This is a genomic window from Enterovibrio coralii (assembly GCF_001559595.1).
In the GTDB taxonomy this organism is placed as follows: domain Bacteria; phylum Pseudomonadota; class Gammaproteobacteria; order Enterobacterales; family Vibrionaceae; genus Enterovibrio; species Enterovibrio coralii.
Map to the genome: position 1 here is coordinate 56,454 of NZ_LNTY01000058.1, position 21,647 is coordinate 78,100.

Below are 21,647 nucleotides of genomic sequence, written 5' to 3' on the forward strand. Positions count from 1 at the left end.
GAATTTGAAGAATTTTATAGCTTGCAGGATTAACCGAAGACTATGTTCAAGAAACTTCGTGGCATGTTCTCTAACGATCTCTCTATCGATCTAGGAACAGCAAACACTCTTATCTATGTTAAAGGGCAAGGGATCGTTCTGGACGAACCGTCTGTTGTCGCAATTCGTCAAGATCGTGCAGGCTCTCCAAAAAGCGTTGCGGCAGTCGGTCATGAAGCAAAACAAATGCTGGGTCGTACGCCGGGTAATATCGCAGCCATTCGTCCAATGAAGGACGGCGTTATCGCTGACTTCTACGTGACGGAAAAAATGCTGCAGCACTTTATCAAAACCGTTCACGACCATAGCTTTATGCGTCCAAGCCCACGTGTGCTGGTTGCTGTTCCTTGTGGTTCTACCCAAGTTGAGCGTCGTGCAATCCGTGAGTCTGCGCTGGGTGCTGGTGCGCGTGAAGTGTACCTGATTGATGAGCCAATGGCGGCAGCGATCGGTGCAGGTCTGCCTGTATCAGAAGCAACCGGTTCAATGGTTGTTGATATCGGTGGTGGTACCACAGAAGTCGCGGTTATCTCTCTGAACGGTGTGGTTTATTCATCGTCTGTACGTATCGGTGGTGACCGCTTTGACGAGTCAATCATCAACTACGTGCGCCGTAACTACGGCAGCCTGATTGGTGAAGCAACCGCTGAGCGCATCAAGCATGAAATCGGTTCTGCGTACCCAGGTGACGAAGTGCGTGAAATCGAAGTTCGCGGTCGTAACCTGGCTGAAGGTGTGCCTCGCAGCTTCACTCTGAACTCAAACGAGATCTTGGAAGCACTGCAAGAGCCGCTGACAGGCATCGTGTCTGCAGTAATGGTTGCTCTGGAGCAATGTCCGCCAGAGTTGGCGTCTGACATTTCTGAGCGCGGTATGGTTCTAACCGGTGGTGGTGCACTGCTGCGTGATCTGGACCGTCTGCTGACAGAAGAAACTGGTATTCCAGTTGTTGTGGCAGAAGAGCCGCTGACGTGTGTTGCACGTGGCGGTGGTAAAGCGTTGGAAATGATCGACATGCACGGTGGCGATCTGTTCAGCGAAGATTAATATCTTCTTGCAAGGCATGTTGGCGAACAAAGTTGAACTTGAAAGGTCAACATGCCCTTTTACAGGTTGTAACTGAATGAAACCAATATTTGGCCGTGGGCCATCTCTACAATTACGCCTGTTGTTTGCTCTTTTGGTATCAGCCAGCTTAATGCTGGCTGATAGCCGTCTTGGTGCATTTACAAACTTCCGCTATCTGCTTAACTCCATGGTCGCGCCGCTGCAATACGCGTCGAACGTACCGCGTGACATGTTGGACAATCTGTTCCGTCAGTTCACGTCTCATCAGCAACTTCTTATTGATAACGCCAAGCTTAAAGAAGAAGTGTTAACGCTTCGCTCTGGCCAATTGCTGTTTGATCAAATGGAGCAAGAAAACCAGCGACTACGAGAATTGCTGGGATCGCCGTTTGTGCGTGATGAACGCAAAATGGTGGCGGAGGTCATGGCCGTGGACTCCGATCCTTATAAGCACCAAGTCATGATCGATAAAGGTCGAACAAACGGTGTGTATGAAGGACAGCCCGTGATTAACGAACGCGGGATTGTCGGACAAGTTTCTTATGTGGGCGCGCACAACAGCCGCGTTCTGCTGATCACCGACCCAACGCATGCGATCCCTGTTCAGGTCGTCAGAAATGACGTGCGTGTGATTGCGGCAGGTCGTGGTCAAACCGATAACATCCAGCTGGAAAACATTCCAAGCAGTGCAGATATTGAACCCGGCGACATGCTGGTGACATCTGGCTTGGGCGGTGTGTTCCCAGAAGGGTATCCGGTCGCGAAAGTCACCTCATTCTCGTTTGATAACAAACGTCCGTTTGCACAGGTGGATGCCAAGCCTGAAGTGCAGTTTGACCGCTTGCGTTACCTGCTGCTTGTTTGGCCGACAAATGTGGACAAGAACAATGCCCCAGCAGCGACTGCACCTGTGACGGAACAGCCACAAACCGAGGCTGCTGAGAAACCAGCAGACGCAGAGAACAAACCGGCAGACGCAGAGAATAAAGAGAAGACCGATGGCTAATTCTACCTTGCGTGGCCACGCACTTATTTGGCTGTCGTTTATTGTCGCCCTGATTTTACAGGCCGCACCTTGGCCGGGAGAGCTGGCACCGTTCAGACCGTCATGGGTATTGCTGGTGGCGTTTTACTGGGTGCTTGCTTTGCCACACCGCGTCAACGTGGGTACGGCACTGGTGCTGGGTTTGCTCTGGGATTTGATGCTGGGTTCTACGCTGGGTGTACGAGGCCTGATGATGTCAGTGCTGGTGTATATCGTGGCACTGAACTTTCAGATGCTGCGTAATATGTCGTTGTGGCAACAGGCGGCAATTTTGTCGTTGCTGACGCTGGCAGGCAAAGTGCTCGAATTTTGGGCGGAATATTTGGTCTCCGATGTGAAGTTTGACCCAACCCTTCTTTGGTCTGGTGTGCTTAACTTCTTATTGTGGCCTTGGTTATTTTTGCTGTTGCGACGCGTGCGTCGTCAGTTCTCGATTAAATAAAGTGGTGAGCCAATGGCGGATCTTCAGCTTTATCTCGCATCTGCCTCTCCTCGCAGAAAGGCACTGCTTGAACAACTAAACCTTTCTTTCGACGTATTGCGCGTCGACGTTGAAGAGCAACGCCAAGCTCAAGAGCAAGCGGTGGACTATGTCCGCCGTTTGTCCTTTGATAAGGCCATGGCGGGTGTCCAAGTGGCACCACAATCCTTACCTGTTCTGGGCTCAGACACCATCGTTGTCTGTGACGGGCAGGTGATGGAAAAGCCAAAAGATATCGAACATTCACGCCAAATGCTGTCGCTGCTATCCGGTCGACAGCATCAGTCATGACAGCGGTGACGCTTGCTGACAGGAACCATTCACTGACAACGCTTGTCACAACAGATGTATGGTTTAAGTCGCTGTCTTTAGACGAGATAGATGCTTACTGGGAAAGCGGCGAGCCGTGTGACAAGGCTGGAAGCTATGCTATCCAAGGCCTCGGCGGTCGTTTCGTGACTCGCATTGAAGGTAGCTACCATGCGGTGGTGGGTTTGCCTCTTTATGAAACAGACGCTCTGTTTAACGAATTTAAAAAATTAAGCGGTGAAAACCTATGAATACAGAGTTGCTAATTAACGTAACGCCTACGGAAACGCGCGTTGCGATGATTGAAGGTGGCAACCTTCAGGAAGTACACATTGAACGTGAAGCCAAGCGCGGCATTGTCGGCAATATCTACAAAGGCAAAGTGAGCCGAGTATTGCCAGGCATGCAGGCGGCGTTTGTGGATATTGGTCTGGATAAAGCGGCATTCCTACATGCGTCTGACATCGTTCCACACACCGAATGCGTGTCTGAGAACGAAAAGCAGCAGTTCCAAGTGCGTGATATCTCTGAGCTGGTTCGCCAAGGTCAGGACATTGTTGTGCAGGTGGTCAAAGACCCGTTGGGTACCAAAGGTGCACGCCTGACTACCGACATCACCTTGCCATCTCGTTATCTGGTGTTTATGCCAGGCGCATCTCACGTGGGTGTCTCTCAGCGCATTGAAAGCGAAGAAGAGCGCGAGCGTTTGAAAAACATCGTGGCAGATTACTGTGACGATTTGGGCGGCTTTATCATTCGTACTGCGGCTGAAGGTGCGTCAGACGAAGAGATGGCGCACGATGCCGCATTCCTGAAACGCCTGTGGAACAAGGTGATTGAGCGTCGCTCTAAGCGTCCATCTAAGTCGATGCTTTATGGCGAACTGGGTCTGGCACAGCGTATTTTGCGTGACTTTGTTGGCACGGAAATCAACATGATTCGCATCGACTCACGCACCGCGATGGAAGCATTGCGTGAATTTACCGAAGAGTTCGTACCTGAGCTAAGCGAGCGCATTGAGCTTTACACAGGCGAACAGCCAATCTTCGATATGTACGATACCGAGAACGAAATTCAGCGTTCGTTGGATCGCAAAGTGGAATTGAAGTCAGGTGGATACCTTATCATCGACCAGACCGAAGCCATGACCACCATCGATATCAATACCGGTGCGTTCGTTGGTCGTCGTAATCTCGAAGAAACCATTTTCAACACCAACATCGAAGCAACCCGAGCGATTGCGCGCCAGCTTCGCCTTCGTAACCTTGGCGGTATCATCATCATCGATTTCATCGACATGAGTTCGGATGAACATCGCCAGCGTGTTATTCAGTCTCTGGAATTGGCATTGTCACGTGATCGCGTGAAGACCAATATCAATGGCTTTACCCAGCTTGGTCTGGTTGAAATGACACGTAAGCGCACCCGCGAGAGTATCGAGCACGTGCTGTGTGGTCAGTGTCCGACCTGTGAAGGTCGTGGCGCAGTGAAAACCATCGAGACAGTGTGCTACGAAATTTTACGTGAAATTACCCGTGTTAACCGCGCTTACGACGCAGACAAGTTTGTGGTGTATGCATCGCCTGCTGTTGGTGAAGCACTGGAAGGTGAAGAGTCTCATGCTGTTGCTGAGCTTGAAGTCTTTATCGGTAAGCAAGTGAAAGTGCATATTGAACCGCTCTATACCCAAGAGCAGTTTGATGTCGTCATGATGTAGTGAGAGTAGCTACGGTTGATGATGAAATTTGCCCGTCGTGTGGCAACGATAATTAAGTGGACACTGGTAAGCCTTTTGGTGCTTGCCGCAGTAGTAACAGGCGCGATGCGCCTGTTCTTGCCTAACTTAGACACCGCAAAAGCTCCCATGCAAAAATGGGCGAGCGACGTCAGCGGTTTTTCTGTCGACTTTGGTTCTTTCAAAGGCCATTGGCGTTATCTTGTTCCTTCCCTGACCCTTCACGATCTGTCGCTGTCGACAGAATCCAGTCACCATACTGTTCTGACGACGGACAGCATCGAGATCCAAATCGATCTGTGGGATTCACTGAGAAAGTGGGAACCCACGTTTTCGAATGTCGCCATTGATGGCTTACGTTTGGACCTTACCCAGCTTCCTGCGAGAAATGACAAAGAAGAAACCGGATTGAAAAAGCAGCTAGAGCAGCTGTTTTTGGTCGGTCTTGGGCACTTCTCCGTTCACGACGCCAAGTTGGTCGTGATGTCACCCGCTCAAGAGCGCAAAACTATCGCGATCCAGTCGCTGCTTTGGGATAACCAATCGGGCAAGCACCATGTTCAAGGCGTGGTGAGTGTTGAAGGGACCTCGCTCAATCAAGTTGATATTCGAGGCGTATTTACCGAAAACCGTGGTTTAACTTCGTTGGATGGCGAGTTCTACCTCAATGCTGAAGATGTTTCGTTGCAAGAGTGGGTGAGCAACTACATCAACCCAGAGTTTAAGTTGTTCAGTGCCACCGTGGGCGGTGAAGCTTGGCTGACCGTTGAGCAAGGTCTGCCGAAAAAAGCCCTGCTGAATCTCTCTGACTCTGCCATGGCGTGGGAGCCGAAATCGACAGCCATTGAATCACAAGGCTCCACACGCACCTTGTCTGTTGAACGTGGTCAGGTATTCCTGTCCTGCGACAGCGAGCAGCAATGGCACTTAGCCACCAATGCCTTTGCCATAAAAACTGGTGAAAGACTCTGGCCAGAGCCGCACGTCAAATTGAATGTCGAAGGCGAAGACTGGAAACTGAATCTCGACCAGTTGGATATCAATCTTCTGGCGCCACTGACAGAAGTGGTTGAGCTGCCAAAAGGCGTCGAGAACGCGCTTCAAATGCTGGCTCCCTCTGGCAAGGTCACCGATATCCGCGTGGCTAAGCAAGCCGGTAAAGACATCGCGTATTCCGCCAACATCAATAACCTCGCGTTCAACCACTGGAGCTATTTGCCGGAAGTACACAAACTGAATGTGGATGTGCAGGGTGTCGGTACCAGTGGTAAAGCGGTGTTGTCGATGAAAGATGACATCTTGCCTTACGGAAACTTCTTCCAAGCCCCGCTTAACATTGAGCACGGTGACGTTGAACTGTACTGGGATTACAACGATACCCGCACGGTAATTTGGTCTGATCGGGTTAATGTTGCTGCGCCGCACATCAATGTAAACGGCGAGTTCAGGCTAGATTTGCCGCATGAAGGTGAGCCTTGGCTGGCGTTTTATGCCGAAGCGAATGCCAACAATGCGGGCGAGACATGGCGTTATTTGCCGACATTGGCCCTTGGCTTTGAGCTCACCGACTACCTTTCTTCCGCTATCCGAGGCGGGCAAGCTGAGCATGCCAAACTGGTTTGGTTTGGTGACTTTGACACCTTCCCTTATCTCAAGCACGAAGGCGTGTTCCAGGCATACGTACCACTGAAAAATGGCCAATTCAGCTTTGACACGCAATGGCCGACGCTGACCGATCTTCGCTTGGACTTGTTGTTCCAAAACGACTCGCTGTTCTTAGATGCCTCCAATGTCAGCTTGATGAAAGCGCGTGGCTATAACCTCAAAGGCGAAATTCCATCGTTCAGTGAAGATTACTCCAAGCTTCTGATAAAAGCGGACGTCGAAGCCACGGGTGATGAATTGCATGAGTACATGCTGGCGACACCGCTGGTGGACTCGGTAGGTGCAGCTTTGACTCATGTTCAAGTGGGTGGTGAAGTGCACGGCAGTATCGACCTCAACATCCCCCTCAATGGCGATGACGTTGACGTCAAAGGCTCGGCAAGGCTCAAAGACAATGTGGTGTCGATTGTTAGCCCAGAAATGACGCTCAATAAGGTCAACGGCGCCATTGAGTTCAATAATGACATTGTTTGGTCGAAAGGCTTTGATGCCATGTTGCTGGAACAGCCCATCAATGTCGGCTTTAAAGGCGAAACCGAAGCGGATAACTATTTAGTAGATATTGATATCCAAGGTGATTGGCAGGCGGACAAACTAAAGCAAGCGTTAGATATCCCTGATTTAGATTTGGTCGAAGGGCAGTCTAAGTGGGATTTGGATGTCGGCATTGCGCTGAAAGATATCGGCTTTACCTACGATGTGAAGCTCGATGCGGATTTGGCAAACATGCACATCGACTTGCCTGCACCGCTTAACAAAGCGGTACTACAAAACAGCAAAGGCACATTGCGAGCGTCGGGCGATGCTGAACGTCTGATTGGCCAAGTCTCTTTGCCAAACGTGAAGTATCAAGCGGATGTCGATATTCGCGGCACCTTACCAGAAGTGCTTCGTAGCCGCTTGGTGGTCGGTGAAGGTGAATTGTCGCTCCAGCCATTGCTTGGCAATGCTGTGAGCATTGATGTGCCGACGCTGGATATTGCCTCTTGGAGCAAGGTTGTTGAGCGCGTCAAACAAGCTGACAGTAAGAACGACAAGCCGTTTCCTGTCATCTTGCACCATCCTTCGCGTATCAACGTGAAAGCGAAAAAGCTGTTGGCAGGCGAGATGACCTTCAACAACTTCGCCATGGCCGCGCGCGACAAGAGTAACGGCTTCCACATTTTGGTGGGCAGTGAAGAGTTGGCTGGTGATGCGTGGTGGGATGGTAAGAAACTTCTCACTGTATCCATCGAGCATTTGTTCTTGAACGTCGACCTCGACAAAAAAGACGAAGACGACAAGGAAACGACGCGAGAAACCAGTTTTGCCACCAATGCCGATAAAGAGATCATGGCGAATATCCCGTCGACCGATCTGGTTATCAATGAGCTTTGGGTGCAAGGGTATCGACTGGGTCGCGTGGAAGCGCAGGTGCTGAAATCTGGCAATACCTTGACCTTGTCCAAAATGTCGATTGGCAGTGGTGAAACGCGTTTGACGGCGAACGGTCGCTGGGCCATCACGGATAAAAACGTCAATGAAAGCCGCATTAAATTCGATATCAAAGGCAACAACAGCAGCGACTTGATGGGACGCTTTGCGGTGTCTGGTGGTATTCAAGACGCCAGCTTTATGACCAAAGCCAACCTGAAATTTAATGGTACCCCTTGGTCTATTAACCTCGCGACACTCAATGGCAATGCGGAAACCAAGCTGGAAAACGGGTATGTCAGCGGTGTCGGTGGTGCGGGTCGACTGCTTGGCTTGTTCAGCCTTGATTCGATTTTGAGAAAAATGCAGCTTGATTTTACTGGGGTATTTGAAGACGGTCTTGCTTTTGATGAGATAAGCGGTAGTGCAGCAATCACGAACGGGGTCGTGGTCACTGATAATATTCAGATGAACGCGCTGGCAGGTGATATGTTTATTAAAGGGATAGCAAATTTGGTGGAAAATCAGGTAAATGCTGATGTCCGCTTTGTCCCGGATCTGACATCGGGCATTCCCGTATTCACCGCCTTTGCTGTCACGCCTCAAACCGCACTCTACGTACTTGCTGTCACCACGGTGATTTCGCCAGTAGTAGATGCGTTTACCCAAGTCAGGTATCAGGTAACCGGGTCGATTGATGATCCCGTCGTCAGGGAGCTTTCTCGTATCACGGGAGAGGTGACGTTACCTGAGCAGGCGACCGAGCGTCTGCGTACCGAACAGCAAGGGAGCGAAAAATAATGACGAAATTCGGTGTCGTGCAAATGAATTCTGGCGCGGTTGCAGAGGACAACTCGACGTGCTGGAAGGACAGTTAAAGCAACTGCGTACTCAAGGCGTCCGCTTGGTCGTGACGCCTGAAAACACCCTGGTATTTGGAAAAAAGGAAGACTACGAGAAATACGCTGAGCATCTAGGCCACGGCCCGCTTCAAAAGAAGCTTTCTCAGCTCGCGTTTGATCTTGGCATCTGGCTGGTGATTGGGTCTTTCCCTATTCGCAACAACGACGGCACGCTGAGCACCACGTGCTTAGTCTATGACGCGGCGGGTAACCTTCGCGCATCTTACGAAAAGCTGCACATGTTCGATGTGGATATTGCGGATAACCATCGCAGCTACCGAGAATCGGATACTTTCAAAGCCGGTGAAGACATGGCGTTGGTAGACACGCCATTTGGTACGCTCGGCCTTTCAATTTGTTACGACATCCGCTTCCCGCAACTTTACGCCGCGCTGCGTCAGCGTGGTGCGGACATCATCATTGTGCCAGCGGCTTTCACCAAAGTGACGGGCAGTGCCCATTGGGAAGTGTTATTGCGTGCTCGCGCCATTGAAACCCAATGCTGGGTGCTGGCTGCCGCGCAATGTGGCTCGCACGAAGGCGGCCGAGAAACATATGGCCACTCAATGATTGTCGACCCTTGGGGACAGGTTGCTTGCGGACTCACGGACCACATTGGTACCGCGTGGGCAGACGTAGATCTTGCGACCAACAGTGCGATTCGGAGCAAAATGCCCGTATTGCAGCATGCTAGGTTGCAATGCGCGATGAAATAGCGCAGTCTCAAATCATCAATAACCCTGCGGCCTGACGCTGCAGGGTATTCTATTTTCAGTGCTAAAGAGCAGTTAATTCATGAGTCTGGAACACGTCGAAGAAACGATGCTGCACCTGTCAGGTATCAGCAAAAGCCAAATCAGCCAAACGCTGGAGCATTTGGCGGCAAGAAATATTGATTACGGTGATGTGTATTTCCAGTCATGCTGGCACGAGTCGCTGGTCTTGGAAGACAGCATCATCAAGGATGGCTCCTTTAATATCGACCGTGGTGTCGGTGTTCGCGCAATCACGGGTGAGAAGACAGGCTTTGCTTACTCTGACCAAATCAACGCCGATGCGTTGATGCAAAGCGCGACCGCGGCACGTGGTATTGCTGACAAAGGCGGCAAACTAAAAGTTTCTGCATTTTCTACCCGTCAGTATCCAGAAATTTATCAAGGCATTGACCCGCTACACAGCATGACCAAGCAGCAAAAGATTGCCTTGCTGCAAGAAGTTGATGCCTACATCCGCGCGAAAGAGCCACTTATTCAAGAGGTGTCAGCGAGCATCAGCGGTGTGTACGAACAAGTGCTGATTGCGGCGACAGACGGCACGTATGCCGCAGACATTCGTCGCTTGTGCGCCTGTCAGTCAGTGTACTGGTAGAGAAAGACGGCAAGCGCGAGCGTGGCTCAGCGGGCGGTGGTGGTCGTTTCGGCTACGAATATTTTGTTAGCGATGAAGACGGTAAAACCGTCGCCATGCATTACGCCGATGAAGCAGTGCGTCAGGCATTGATCAATCTTCATGCGAAAGCAGCACCAGCAGGCACCATGCCAGTGGTTCTGGGTGCAGGTTGGCCGGGTGTACTGCTGCACGAGGCAGTAGGGCATGGTTTGGAAGGTGACTTCAACCGTAAAGAGTCGTCTGTCTTTACTGGCCAGATTGGTGAGCAGGTGACATCGCCGCTTTGTACCATCGTCGATGACGGTACATTGAAAGACCGCCGTGGTTCATTGAACATCGATGATGAAGGTGTGCCGGGTCAATACAATGTGCTGATTGAAAACGGTATCCTGAAAGGCTACATGCAGGACAAACACAACGCGCACTTGATGGGCGTTGCGCCAACCGGTAATGGCCGTCGTGAATCTTATGCGCATCTGCCGATGCCACGCATGACCAACACCTACATGTTGGCAGGCGAAAGTACGCCGGAAGATATTATCAGCAGCGTTGAGTATGGTTTGTACGCACCAAACTTTGGTGGCGGTCAGGTAGACATCACCTCAGGTAAGTTTGTGTTCTCAACCAGCGAAGCGTATCTGATTGAAAACGGGAAGGTGACGACACCAGTGAAAGGTGCAACACTGATCGGTAGTGGTATCGAAGCCATGCAGCAAGTGTCTATGGTTGGTAACGACCTGAAACTCGACCGTGGTGTCGGTGTGTGTGGTAAAGCGGGTCAAAGTGTCGCGGTGGGAGTCGGTCAACCTACTTTGAAGTTGGATGCAATGACGGTCGGTGGCACCGAATAAGCACTCAGCCATATTGAATGCATAAAAAAGCCGGAACTCAGTTCCGGCTTTTTTTATTCCGCATCAGCAGCCTTTAGGGCTTTCAGCATTTGGAAAATCTCGCGAGACGCTTTTGGCGGCTTGTTGCCTTCCAGCTCTTTCTTCGCTTGGCGAGCCAATTGGCGCAGCTTCTGACGGTCTGCACTTGGGTATGCTGCGACCACATCATTGATAGCTTTGTCGCCTTCAGCCACAACACGATCACGCATCTTCTCAAGCTTTTTCAGCTCAATAGATTGCTGGCTGTGTTTGTTGCGCAGCATGTCCAGTGCAGCCTGAATTGGCTCTGGGTCGCGAGAGCGCATCATCTTACCAATCAGCTGAAGCTGACGGCGACGGGCTTCTTTTTCAAAGCGCTGTGCATCAATGATTGCGTCGCGAAGATCGTCATCCAGTGGAAACTTAGCCAATACAGCAGGTTTCAGAGCAACCAGCTCCTCGCCCAACTTTTGCAGTGCTTCCATGTCACGCTTCATCTCGGATCGGCTAACCCAGATGATTTCTTCTTCCTCTTCCCAAGGCTCTCTTTTGTTCTTGCGGCCCATATTCAATCCCGAGGTTATCGCTTACTTTAACTGCGTAGTGTATACCGAAAGCAGATGAACAAGAAATAGTAAGCGTTGAGCAAGCGGTCATCTCGCTTTATGCGCGGGTTATCAAAAGAGGGGATTTGTGCCAGTAATTGTCGTGTTTGCCTGAGTTTTTTCGGCAAGCCAGACGAGGAGAGTGGTATGCTTAGAAGCAACAGACATTATGTGATGAGTTTATGGACGTGAAACAACAAGTTGCTCAGCAGCGTGCCGAGCTCGAAGTCGCTGTAAAGCGCGCACTGGATATGGCGAGCAAGAAAGCTGACGCCGCAGAAGTCGCTATTACAAAAACGACAGGTATCAGTGTCGCAACGCGTATGTGCGAAGTTGAAAGCGTCGAGTTCAACAGTGACGGTGCTTTGGGGATCACTGTGTATCGCGGCCAACGTAAAGGCAGCGCATCGACGTCTGATCTGTCAGAAAAAGCGATCGCAGAGACCGTTGAAGCGGCCTTGGATATCGCGAATTACACCTCGGAAGACCCTTTCTCCGGCCCAGCACCCGCAGAGCTGATGGCGTACGAATACCCAGATCTGGATTTGTTCTACCCTGACGAGCCAGAGCCGGACCACGCCGCAGAAAAAGCGATCGCCGCAGAGCGTGCCGCACTGGAATACGATGAGCGCATCAAATTCAGTGATGGTGCAAGCTACGACAGCCACTACGGTGTCCGCGTGTACGGCAACAGCCATGGCATGCTCGGAAGCTATGCATCTAGCCGACACAGCATTAGCTGTAGCGTGATTGCAGAAGACAGCAAAGGCATGGAACGTGATTACAGCTACACAGTCGCACGCGACAAGAGTGAGCTTTGGACGCCAGAGAAAGTCGGTATTGAAGCGGCGAAGCGCACCATCATGCGTATCGAACCTCAGCGCATGAAAACCTGCCAAGTACCTGTGATGTTTGCTGCCGACGTTGCAACAGGCCTTCTGGGGCATCTGGTCATGGGTATCAGCGGCTCTAACCTGTACCGCAAGTCTTCATTCCTATTGGACAAACTTGGCCACCAAATCCTGCCAGAGTGGTTCAGCGTCTACGAGCGTCCACACCTGCTAAAAGGCATGGCGAGTGCGCCATTTGACAGCGAAGGTGTGGTCACGAAAGACTTGGATATCATCAAAGGTGGCGAGCTTCAAACGTATCTGGCAACCAGCTACGCAGCACGCAAGTTAGGCATGCAGCCAACGGGTCATGCGGGTGGTATTCACAACTGGTTTGTTGGCAACACCGGACAATCGTTCGAGCAAATGCTGAAAGAGCTGGGGACAGGTGTACTGGTCACAGAGCTAATGGGCCAAGGCGTGAACATCGTAACAGGCGACTACTCGCGCGGTGCGGCCGGTTTCTGGGTGGAAAACGGCGAGATTAAGTACCCAGTGAGCGAGTTCACCATTGCAGGTAACCTTGCAGATATGTACAAGCAGATTGTGGCAGTGGGTGCGGATACGGAGTTCCGTAGTCAGATCCAGACTGGCTCGATTCTCATCGAATCTATGAAAATTGGCGGCGAGTAAATCGCGTCGCCCTTTATACCCTGACGTCGTTCGCTGCATATTTTTGCCCTAGTCACTTAGCTTACTAAGCTCCCAGGGACAAAAATATTTGCTGCCTTGTCAGAGCACAAATGGCTTAGCGATTGCAGCGATTTGCTTCAGGGATACAAAGGTTTGAGGCCTAGCTACAACAAAATTGGCTTAGAAAAAATGGGCTAGCAGATGACTGGCTCCAAATAGAAAAAGGCTTTCGAGAGAAAGCCTTTTTTCGTTATACGAGGAAGAGGGTTGCGAGGCCGAGGAAGACGGAAAGGCCCACCATGTCGGTGATGGTGGTCAGTGCCATACCGCCTGCGAGGGCAGGGTCGACTTTCATCTTCTTGAGCACAATCGGGACGGTCACACCGGCAACACCGGCAACAAAGAGGTTCGTCATCATGCGGCGGCGATGATACCACCAAGCATGATATCGCCTTTCCACAGCACGACCACACCACCAATGATACTTGCCCAAACGACACCGTTTAATAGGCCTACCATGGCTTCTTTGCTTAACAGCCAGCGGGTATTCGAGTCACCGATGTGCCCGACAGCCAGACCGCGGATCACGAGTGCGACGGTCTGGTTACCTGCCACACCGCCCATTGACGGTACGATGGTCATAAGCACGGCAATAGCTGCCATCTGTTGAAGGGTTGCTTCAAACAAGTTTGATACAGAAGCAGCAGCCAGTGCGGCAAGGACGTTACAACCCAGCCAGATGCTTCGGCTACGGGCGGACTTCAATACTGGCGCGAAGGTATCTTCTTCATCATCCAGACCCGCCATACTCATCATGGAGTGTTCTGCATCTTCACGGATGATATCAACCACGTCATCGATGGTGATACGACCGACGAGCTGGTGCTCTTCATCAACAACAGGTGCAGATACCCAGTTACGGCGTTCAAAGATGCTGGCAACATCGCTGTCTTCCATGTCGACAGGGATAGCGTCATCCACGTCTTCCATGATGTCCAACACTTCGGTGTCTGGCTGCGTGGTGAGAAGGACGGTGATTGGCAATTCACCAATCAGACGACTGTTTTCATCAACAACGTAAAGGGCATCGGTGGCTTCTGGCAGTTCACCTTTCATGCGAAGGTAACGCAATACCACGTCAACGGTCACGTCTGAGCGAATGGTCACCACTCGGTATTCATCATACCGCCGGCGGTGTCTTCCGGATATGCCAGAGCTTGTTCTACGCGGGCACGATCCTGCGCATCCATTTGCGACAGGACGTCTTGCGAGACCTGTTCTGGAAGGCTTCGCAGCAGGTATGCCACGTCATCGGTATCCATGCCTTCCGTTGCAGCAGCGAGCTGATCCGGTTGCATGTGTACCATGATCCCGTCTTTGACGTCTTCCGACAGCTCTTCAAGGATCTCACCTTGCTCTTCGGGATCGGTTAATTGCCACAGAACCAAACGGCTCTTTGGTGGGGAGGCCTCAAGAAGATGGGCAATATCTTCCGGTTCCATGTCCTCGAGCATGCGTCGGACATGGACGAACATACCGTTTTCTAAGGCGCGGCTAACTTCCTGCAACGTTTGATGCGTTTGGCTAGGTTGTTCTACTTCGTAATTCTCTGCCATGGAAATGTCCGTTTGACGACGGGGGATACCCATTCTGGCTGCGTGTTTGAGCGATATAGTTTGGCGTAATGCGGGCGCAGTGTTGGCAAAATACGTTGCATTACTTTTTGTTCAATGCGTAATCAGACGGGTATAGCGCAATGACATGAATATTAACGCAAACTACGGGCAGTGTCTTTTGACAATTGCCCGTGTAGGAAAGTTGAGACATAAGAGGAGAGAATTAGCGAGAGACTTAACTCTCTTCGTCAAACCCGGCTTCGATAAGCGAAGTGACTGCGTCGAGTGCCTGTTCGGCCTGAGTGCCATTGGCCGATACCATGATTTGCTCGCCTTGGCTGGAGTCCAGTAGCAGGATTGCCATGACGCTATCAGCAGTAACCGTTTGATCACCCTTGGAAACCGTGACTTCGGCATCAAAGCTTTGCGCCAGTTCTACCAGTTTTATCGCTGCGCGAGCATGCAAACCTAATCGATTTCTGATCAGGACTTCTTTGCTAAGTTGACTCATATTTGTCCTTCAAGCGTACGGTGACGCACCTGAACTTGCTGGCCGTTTGCGGCAAAGTAGTCTGCCAAAAACTGTGCAATGTAAACGGAGCGATGCTGGCCACCCGTACAGCCAATGGCGACGGTAAGGTAACTGCGGTTGTTCTTCTCAAGTGCTGGCATCCAAGACTCCAAGAAGCTTTTCACTTGCGCGATAAGCATGGCGACGTCTTGCTCGGCAGCCAGAAACATTTTCACTGGCTCATCTAACCCCGTTAAAGGGCGAAGTGATGGATCCCAGTGGGGGTTTGGCAGGAAACGCACATCGAAGACGTAATCCGCATCCGATGGCAATCCATGCTTGAAACCAAAGGACTCAAACACCATGACCAAGTCGCGATTGGTGCGGCCTAGCACCAGCGAGCGAACGGCTTCGCTGAGGTCGTGCACGGAGTGCTTTGAGGTGTTGATGACCTTGTCGGCACGCTCTTTAAGCGGCGTGAGTAGATGTTTTTCTTGTTCGATCGCTTGCTCGAGAGTCAGGTTGTTTCGAGAAAGAGGGTGCAAGCGACGGGTTTCGCTAAAGCGTTTGACCAGTTCTTTGTCATCAGCATCGAGGAAGAAAAGATCGATATCGAGATCTTTCGGAAGCTTCGCCAGTGTATGAGCGATCTCGTCCGGATCGTCTGGCATGTTGCGAATGTCGATACTGACGGCGATTTGTGAATCATCACCAATTTGTTCTGCCACAAACTGCGGCAACAAGCTGACGGGGAGATTGTCGACACAGTAGTAACCCAAGTCTTCCAGCACTCGAAGTGCAACGGATTTCCCTGAGCCTGAACGACCGCTGACGATTTTCAGCTGCATGAGTGTGATTCTCTATCCGGTGATGATGTCGTACAGCTCTTGGTCTGAGCTGGCGTTACGCAGTTGACGACAAATTTGTTTGTCACCCAGCTTTTGCGCAATCAGAGACAGGGTAGTGAGGTGCTCTTTGCATTGGTCGTCTGGAACGAACAGTGCGAACATCAGGTCGACAGGTTGATTGTCGATGGCGTCAAATTCAATAGGCTCAGCGCATTGAATCAAAACGCCAACAGCATGGTCGCTGTTGAAGATGCGACCGTGAGGAATGGCAATACCGTTACCTATCCCTGTACTGCCCATCTTTTCCCTGCCAAGCATACACTCGAACAGTTTCTGAGGGTTTTGATCCAACTCGTTAGCAGCGAGTTCGCTGATCAGTTCGAGTGCACGTTTCTTACTTGAACAAAGGACTGCACTTTTGGTGCAGTCCAACTTAAGTACGTCTTTAAGTTCCATGATTAATGGTGGTTCATCTTTTCTTTGTGTTTGGTTAACTGCTTGATCAGCTTATCAGTGAGTGCGTCAATAGCCGCATACATGTTGTCTGAATCGGCTTTCGCGTGAATTTCGCCATTATTGACATGCAAGGTCGCTTCGGCAATCTGCTGCAATTTTTCGACATTAAGCACAACGTAAACGTTATTGATGTGATCAAAGAAACGCTCAAGTTTATCAAACTTGGTCATCACATATTCACGGAGAGAGTCGGTAACTTCGACGTGGTGACCGGTCAGATTGATTTGCATAAACATCTTCCTTCTGGTTAAGACGCCTAGATAAGGCGCTTGCGCTGATTTGACGGTGCGATGCCCAGTGACTCACGATATTTTGCAATCGTTCGTCGTGCTACCTGGATCCCTTGCTCCGCCAGCAATGTGGCAATCTTACTGTCGCTGAGAGGTTTCGCCGGATTTTCCGCGGCGACCAGCTTTTTCACCAGCGCCCGTATTGCCGTAGAGCTGCACTCACCGCCATTGTCGGTACTGACATGGCTTGAGAAGAAGTATTTTAATTCGAAGATACCCCGTGGGGTGTGCATGTATTTTTGAGTCGTTACACGCGAGATGGTGGATTCATGCATATCCACGGCGAGAGCGATATCGTTCAGCACCATTGGCTTCATCGCTTCTTCGCCATACTCGAAGAAATCTTGTTGATGTTCGACGATGCAGCGCGCGACTTTCAAAAGCGTTTCGTTGCGGCTTTCAAGACTTTTAATCAGCCATTTCGCATCCTGAAGGTGGCTGCGAATAAACTGGCTGTCGGCAGCACTGCAACCGTTCTTGGTCAGTGCGGCGTATTGTTGGTTCACTTTTAGACGCGGCACGCTGTCCGGGTTGATTTGTACGACCCATTTGCCGCGGTCTTTGAACACAGAGACATCAGGTATGACGTATTCTGCTTCGTTGGTAACGATAAGGTTACCGGGTCTAGGCTCCAAGCTGTGAATGAGGCGCATGACTTCTTTAAGATCTGCCTCTTTCAGCTTGGTGTCTTTCATGATCTGGCGAAAATCACGGTTAGCCAGCGAGTCCATGTGCTCTTTAAGCACCATGCGAGACTCTGCCAACCACGGCGTGTCTTCAGCAAAGGCGGCCAGTTGGATCAGCAGACACTCTTGCAGTGATCGAGAAGCAACGCCAAGCGGGTCAAATTGCTGAACGCGTTTTAGAACGGCTTCGACTTCATCCAGTTCAACCTCTTCGTCTTCTGCGCCAAGACTTTCCAGAATGTCTTCGCAGGTCACCGTGAGGTAGCCTTTGTCGTCAACCGCATCAATGATGGCGGTTGCAATGGCTAAGTCGACTTCGGTGAACGGGGTCAGTTGGACCTGCCATACCAAATAGTCGTGCAAGGTTTCCGTGGTTTCGCCTTGGTAAACCGGCACGTCATCACCGAGAGCAATGCCCGTGCTGCCCGTGTTGGCACTGTAGACGTCGTCCCATGTGGTATCGACAGGTAAATCATCAGGCATTTCTTGCTGGCCCAATGCGTCGGAGCTGTCTAGAGAGTCGGAGCTGTCAGCAGAGACAGTGATATCGTCGCCGTTTTCAAATTCCTGCGCGCTATCGCCATCAATGCTGCTATCTGAGGATTCATCTTGCTCGAGAAGAGGGTTTGCTTCGAGTGCCTCTTGAATTTCCTGCTGCAAATCCAGCGTCGACAACTGTAACAGGCGAATACCTGTTGAAGTTGCGGCGTCATGGCTAGCTGTTGGCCAAGTTTTAGCTGGAGCGAGGGTTTCATAGTTATTGTGGCACCTTTATTTCTCTTGTCAGTGCATGTTCTTAGAATGAATACGCCAACCGTATTCTTTAACTATAGCCTGAACTGGTCGCCGAGATAGACTCGTTTTACATGCTCGTCGTTTAGCACTTCATCAGGAGTGCCATGCGCGATCAAGTGTCCCTGACTAACAATATAGGCGTGCTCACAAACACTCAGTGTCTCACGTACGTTGTGATCGGTAATTAACACACCCAAGCCTCTGTCGCGCAGATGCTCGATAATCTTCTTAATGTCGATGACGGAAATCGGGTCTACGCCTGCAAAGGGTTCATCAAGCAAGATGAATTTCGGGTTTGCAGCCAGCGCGCGCGCAATCTCAACACGACGACGTTCGCCACCTGACAATGCCATACCCATGCTATTGCGGATATGTTGGATGTTGAACTCGTCGAGCAAGTCCTCAGCTTTGTCTTGTCGTTCAGCCTTAGAAAGCTCTTTGCGCGTTTGCAGCACCGCCATCAGGTTGTCGTAGACACTGAGCTTACGGAAGATAGACGCTTCCTGCGGCAGATAGCCGATACCCATACGAGAGCGGTTATGCATTGGCTGAATACTGATGTCGGTCTCATCAATATGAATGGTGCCTTCATCGCGAGCAACCAAGCCGACAATCATGTAGAAAGAGGTGGTTTTTCCTGCACCGTTAGGGCCCAGAAGCCCCACGATTTCTCCAGACTTTACTTCTAAGCTCACGTCGGTAACGACTTTGCGCCCGTTGTAGCTTTTCGCGAGGTTTTTAGCGGTCAGTATGGCCATGAGGCGTTAGTTCTTATCTTGTTTTGTTTGTGGCTGCAGGATCGTTGTTACACGGCTGCTGTTGTCGCTTTCTGCATTCAGCAACTGCTTGTCGATGTTGTAAGTGATCTTCTGACCTTCAATTTGGTTGCCGCCTTCTTGGGTCAGCACCGCATTCTTGGTCATGGTCAAAAAGCTCTTACCCACTTCATAACGCAGATCAAAGGCTTCACCATCAATTTTCTTGCCGTCATCCATGGTTTGCTGGAAGGTGGCAGGCTTGCCGTAGGCATCAATAATTTCCGAACCTTCTGTGCCCGTCGGGCGAGTCACGACCACTTTCTCCGCTTTCAAGCGGATAGAGCCTTGGCGGAGGAATACATTGCCAGTGAAAACCACAGTGTTGGTTTTCATGTCTAAATTCTGTGAGTCTGAGTCAATATAAATAGGTTGCTCAGAGTCTGATGACAGAGCAAGGGCACTGCCTGACAGCAACATCATTACGATGGCAAAGATGCTATTTCTTTTCTGGTTCATACCTGCTCTTCACTTGTTCAATCAGTTCCATCTGATGGGTGCCGAAGTTTCCTTTTACGCGTTCACCGCGTGTCTGAAGGCCTACGCCGGTGATTTCTGTTTCTTTGTCAGACCAGAAATCTCGAGTCTTCAAATCCAGCGTCAGTTCGTCGGTGGTAACCACCTTGATTTGTGCATCAGGTAACAGGTTAAAGATCCTGACGCGGCCTGTCATTACCAGAATCTGGTTATTGTCCAAAACCGCAAAGTCTGAACTGACACGCCATTCTTCGTCTATGCCGTCTTTATAGGTCCACAGCACAGGCTCATTAAAATGGGTTTCGTCCAGCTTTTGATAGTGTTCCAGATAGGCGGATTTCAACAGGTAGTTGCGAATTCCTGACTGGGTGTAGCTGGTCGAAGCAACATTCTCCGATGTAAACAAAGGTTTTTCTGCATCCGGTGCAACCTGAACGTCTTCCTGCCAATAGTGCTGGCCAAGCAGGTAATACCCTGCATAGCCGCATATCGCGAGCAGGAGAATGACACCGAGATGTCGGAATATCATATACTCAGCCCCTTGTGCGCATCGAGTTCGCCGCGCGCTTCTAGGATCAAATCACAAATTTCTCGTACTGCACCATACCCACCTGGCGTGCGAGTGACAAGATCTGCGCGTTGCGCCAGCAGCGGATGGCCGTCGTTTACGCAAACGGACAAGCCGACTTGGGACATGACAGCCAATCAATCAGATCGTCACCAATATACGCGGTTTGTTCGGACGAAATGGCGAGCTTTGCCACTAAATCCCGATAAGCCGAGGCTTTGTCGTCTTGCCCTTGATAGATGTGAGTGATGCCAAGTGCTGACATGCGACGCTCGACAATGGCAGATTTGCGGCCAGTGATAATGGCGATTTCCACGCCCGCGTTCATCAGCGATTTCACGCCATAACCATCGCGTGTGTGGAAGGCTTTCAGCTCTTCGCCGTCATTGCCCATGTAGATGCGACCGTCGGAAAAGACGCCATCAACATCGCAAATCAGTAACTTGATGTCTGCGGCGCGGGTAAACAGGCCAGTCTCTACCGGGCCGTAAAGGGTGTCGGTCATTGATGTCATTACATCACCCCAGCTTTTAATAAATCGTGCAGGTTCAATGCACCAATGAGCTTGCCGTTGTCAGTCACAAGCAGGCCATTAATCTTTTTCTCTTCGAGGGTTTTAAGGCCCTCAGCGGCTAACAAATCCGCATCAACCGTGGTGGGGTTTTTGCCCATCACATCACCTATGGGCGTGCTGTGAAGGTCAATGCGCTGGTCCAGCAAGCGGCGCAAGTCACCGTCAGTGAAGATGCCCTTGAGAGTGTCGTCGCTTTCAACCACGGCGGTCATTCCCAGCCTTTTGCGGACATTTCAAGCAGCGCATCACGAATGCTGCTTTCTGGTGATACTCTTGGCAGTGCATCGCCAGCGTGCATGATGTCTGCAATGCGCAGCAGCAGTTTGCGACCCAACGCACCGCCTGGATGAGACAGGGCAAAGTCATCGGCAGTAAAGCCTTTGGCTTGCATCAATGCCATGGCAATGGCATCACCCATGACGAGCGTCGCTGTGGTGCTAGATGTGGGTGCTAAATCAATCGGGCAGGCTTCCTTTGGCACCTTGATGCACAGGTTCACTTGTGCCAAACGCGCATCGTAGAAGACGGCTTGCTGGTCATGGTGATCAGCGTAATGCCACGACGTTTAACGACAGGCAATAGCGTAATAATTTCAGACGCTTCGCCAGAGTTTGAAATCGCCAGTACCACATCGCCTTTTTCAATCATGCCCAAGTCGCCATGACTGGCTTCTCCCGGATGAACGAAAAAGGATGGGGTACCTGTGCTTGCCAGCGTCGCAGCAATTTTGTTGCCGATGTGGCCCGACTTACCCATGCCCATTACAACCACTTTCCCTTCGGCATTCAGGATCAGCTGCATGCTTTTGTGAAGTCGTCATTAATGTACTGTTCGAGCTGAACGATGGCATCGAGCTCAGTTTTGAGCGTCGCGATGCCAGCTTGGCGAAAATCAAACTCAGTCATAAT

14 protein-coding genes and 7 pseudogenes are annotated in these 21,647 nt (G+C 50.9%); 9 read left to right on the forward strand and 12 right to left on the reverse strand.

What is annotated here, in order from left to right:
• The first annotated feature begins 42 nt into the window (after nt 1-42).
• From mreB to tldD, 8 genes and pseudogenes are all read left to right on the forward strand, one after another.
• Nucleotides 43-1,086 carry a rod shape-determining protein MreB gene (gene mreB / locus ATN88_RS21850; protein ID WP_002537278.1) on the forward strand — a complete coding sequence of 348 codons (1,044 nt, stop codon included), beginning with the start codon at nt 43-45 and terminating at the stop codon, nt 1,084-1,086.
• A 76-nt stretch (nt 1,087-1,162) separates the two neighbouring features.
• Complete coding sequence (mreC, locus tag ATN88_RS21855) at nt 1,163-2,113, forward strand: rod shape-determining protein MreC (protein ID WP_067419678.1); 951 nt, start codon at nt 1,163-1,165, stop codon at nt 2,111-2,113.
• Entirely contained in the window at nt 2,106-2,594 is a 489-nt protein-coding gene (gene mreD, locus ATN88_RS21860; protein ID WP_067419679.1) for a rod shape-determining protein MreD, read from the forward strand. Before mreC ends, mreD begins: the two co-directional genes overlap by 8 nt.
• 12 nt (nt 2,595-2,606) lie before the next feature.
• A pseudogene (locus ATN88_RS21865) lies at nt 2,607-3,193 on the forward strand (Maf family protein).
• Nucleotides 3,190-4,659: a ribonuclease G gene (gene rng / locus ATN88_RS21870; RefSeq protein ID WP_067419680.1), complete on the forward strand. Its 1,470-nt coding sequence runs from the start codon at nt 3,190-3,192 to the stop codon at nt 4,657-4,659. The pseudogene ATN88_RS21865 and the gene rng overlap by 4 nt, the downstream one beginning before the upstream one ends.
• An 18-nt stretch (nt 4,660-4,677) precedes the next feature.
• Nucleotides 4,678-8,556, forward strand: coding sequence for a YhdP family protein (locus ATN88_RS21875; RefSeq protein ID WP_067419681.1), 3,879 nt, complete (start codon nt 4,678-4,680; stop codon nt 8,554-8,556).
• A pseudogene (locus ATN88_RS21880) lies at nt 8,556-9,373 on the forward strand (carbon-nitrogen hydrolase family protein). Before ATN88_RS21875 ends, ATN88_RS21880 begins: the two are co-directional and overlap by 1 nt.
• A gap of 79 nt (nt 9,374-9,452) precedes the next feature.
• Nucleotides 9,453-10,897, forward strand: a pseudogene (gene tldD, locus ATN88_RS21885) (metalloprotease TldD).
• Nucleotides 10,898-10,950: 53 nt separating this feature from the next.
• Here tldD and yjgA read toward each other — a convergent pair.
• Nucleotides 10,951-11,481, reverse strand: coding sequence for a ribosome biogenesis factor YjgA (gene yjgA, locus ATN88_RS21890; RefSeq protein WP_067419682.1), 531 nt, complete (start codon nt 11,479-11,481; stop codon nt 10,951-10,953).
• Nucleotides 11,482-11,702: 221 nt separating this feature from the next.
• Here yjgA and pmbA point away from each other — a divergent pair, with 221 nt between their 5' ends.
• Complete coding sequence (gene pmbA / locus ATN88_RS21895) at nt 11,703-13,043, forward strand: metalloprotease PmbA (protein ID WP_067419683.1); 1,341 nt, start codon at nt 11,703-11,705, stop codon at nt 13,041-13,043.
• 250 nt (nt 13,044-13,293) lie between these two features.
• Here pmbA and mgtE read toward each other — a convergent pair.
• The 11 genes and pseudogenes from mgtE to ATN88_RS21950 all read right to left on the reverse strand — a co-directional run bounded on the left by mgtE (nt 13,294) and on the right by ATN88_RS21950 (nt 21,647).
• Nucleotides 13,294-14,659, reverse strand: a pseudogene (gene mgtE / locus ATN88_RS21900) (magnesium transporter).
• Nucleotides 14,660-14,894: 235 nt separating this feature from the next.
• Nucleotides 14,895-15,170: an HPr family phosphocarrier protein gene (locus ATN88_RS21905; RefSeq protein WP_067419684.1), complete on the reverse strand. Its 276-nt coding sequence runs from the start codon at nt 15,168-15,170 to the stop codon at nt 14,895-14,897.
• A complete protein-coding gene (gene rapZ, locus ATN88_RS21910) occupies nt 15,167-16,018 on the reverse strand; it encodes an RNase adapter RapZ (protein ID WP_067419685.1) in 852 nt (283 codons plus the stop codon). The genes ATN88_RS21905 and rapZ overlap by 4 nt, the downstream gene beginning before the upstream one ends.
• Nucleotides 16,019-16,030: 12 nt before the next feature.
• Nucleotides 16,031-16,474: a PTS IIA-like nitrogen regulatory protein PtsN gene (ptsN, locus tag ATN88_RS21915; RefSeq protein ID WP_067419686.1), complete on the reverse strand. Its 444-nt coding sequence runs from the start codon at nt 16,472-16,474 to the stop codon at nt 16,031-16,033.
• A 2-nt stretch (nt 16,475-16,476) separates the two neighbouring features.
• On the reverse strand, nt 16,477-16,764 hold the full coding sequence (gene hpf / locus ATN88_RS21920; RefSeq protein ID WP_067419687.1) for a ribosome hibernation promoting factor: 288 nt from the start codon (nt 16,762-16,764) through the stop codon (nt 16,477-16,479).
• A 26-nt stretch (nt 16,765-16,790) separates the two neighbouring features.
• A pseudogene (locus ATN88_RS21925) lies at nt 16,791-18,265 on the reverse strand (RNA polymerase factor sigma-54).
• Between the two features lie 72 nt (nt 18,266-18,337).
• Nucleotides 18,338-19,063 (reverse strand): LPS export ABC transporter ATP-binding protein, encoded by a 726-nt coding sequence (gene lptB, locus ATN88_RS21930; protein WP_067419688.1) that lies wholly within the window; start codon nt 19,061-19,063, stop codon nt 18,338-18,340.
• A gap of 6 nt (nt 19,064-19,069) precedes the next feature.
• Nucleotides 19,070-19,579, reverse strand: a complete 510-nt coding sequence (gene lptA, locus ATN88_RS21935; RefSeq protein WP_067419689.1) for a lipopolysaccharide transport periplasmic protein LptA — start codon at nt 19,577-19,579, stop codon at nt 19,070-19,072.
• The gene (gene lptC / locus ATN88_RS21940; protein ID WP_067419690.1) at nt 19,560-20,126 is read right to left on the reverse strand and encodes an LPS export ABC transporter periplasmic protein LptC; all 567 of its coding nucleotides are present in this window, start codon (nt 20,124-20,126) and stop codon (nt 19,560-19,562) included. Before lptC ends, lptA begins: the two co-directional genes overlap by 20 nt.
• Nucleotides 20,123-20,679 (reverse strand): annotated as a pseudogene (gene kdsC / locus ATN88_RS21945) (3-deoxy-manno-octulosonate-8-phosphatase KdsC). The gene lptC and the pseudogene kdsC overlap by 4 nt, the downstream one beginning before the upstream one ends.
• Nucleotides 20,679-21,647 (reverse strand): annotated as a pseudogene (locus ATN88_RS21950) (KpsF/GutQ family sugar-phosphate isomerase). The pseudogenes kdsC and ATN88_RS21950 overlap by 1 nt, the downstream one beginning before the upstream one ends.

Excerpts from the sequence above, each read along its gene's own strand:
- mreB (WP_002537278.1), top strand. The coding sequence starts at position 43 with ATGTTCAAGAAACTTCGTGGCATGTTCTCTAACGATCTCTCTATCGAT.
- mreC (WP_067419678.1), top strand. The coding sequence starts at position 1,163 with ATGAAACCAATATTTGGCCGTGGGCCATCTCTACAATTACGCCTGTTG.
- mreD (WP_067419679.1), top strand. The coding sequence starts at position 2,106 with ATGGCTAATTCTACCTTGCGTGGCCACGCACTTATTTGGCTGTCGTTT.
- rng (WP_067419680.1), top strand. The coding sequence starts at position 3,190 with ATGAATACAGAGTTGCTAATTAACGTAACGCCTACGGAAACGCGCGTT.
- ATN88_RS21875 (WP_067419681.1), top strand. The coding sequence starts at position 4,678 with ATGATGAAATTTGCCCGTCGTGTGGCAACGATAATTAAGTGGACACTG.
- yjgA (WP_067419682.1), bottom strand. The coding sequence starts at position 11,481 with ATGGGCCGCAAGAACAAAAGAGAGCCTTGGGAAGAGGAAGAAGAAATC.
- pmbA (WP_067419683.1), top strand. The coding sequence starts at position 11,703 with ATGGACGTGAAACAACAAGTTGCTCAGCAGCGTGCCGAGCTCGAAGTC.
- ATN88_RS21905 (WP_067419684.1), bottom strand. The coding sequence starts at position 15,170 with ATGAGTCAACTTAGCAAAGAAGTCCTGATCAGAAATCGATTAGGTTTG.
- rapZ (WP_067419685.1), bottom strand. The coding sequence starts at position 16,018 with ATGCAGCTGAAAATCGTCAGCGGTCGTTCAGGCTCAGGGAAATCCGTT.
- ptsN (WP_067419686.1), bottom strand. The coding sequence starts at position 16,474 with ATGGAACTTAAAGACGTACTTAAGTTGGACTGCACCAAAAGTGCAGTC.
- hpf (WP_067419687.1), bottom strand. The coding sequence starts at position 16,764 with ATGCAAATCAATCTGACCGGTCACCACGTCGAAGTTACCGACTCTCTC.
- lptB (WP_067419688.1), bottom strand. The coding sequence starts at position 19,063 with ATGGCCATACTGACCGCTAAAAACCTCGCGAAAAGCTACAACGGGCGC.
- lptA (WP_067419689.1), bottom strand. The coding sequence starts at position 19,579 with ATGAACCAGAAAAGAAATAGCATCTTTGCCATCGTAATGATGTTGCTG.
- lptC (WP_067419690.1), bottom strand. The coding sequence starts at position 20,126 with ATGATATTCCGACATCTCGGTGTCATTCTCCTGCTCGCGATATGCGGC.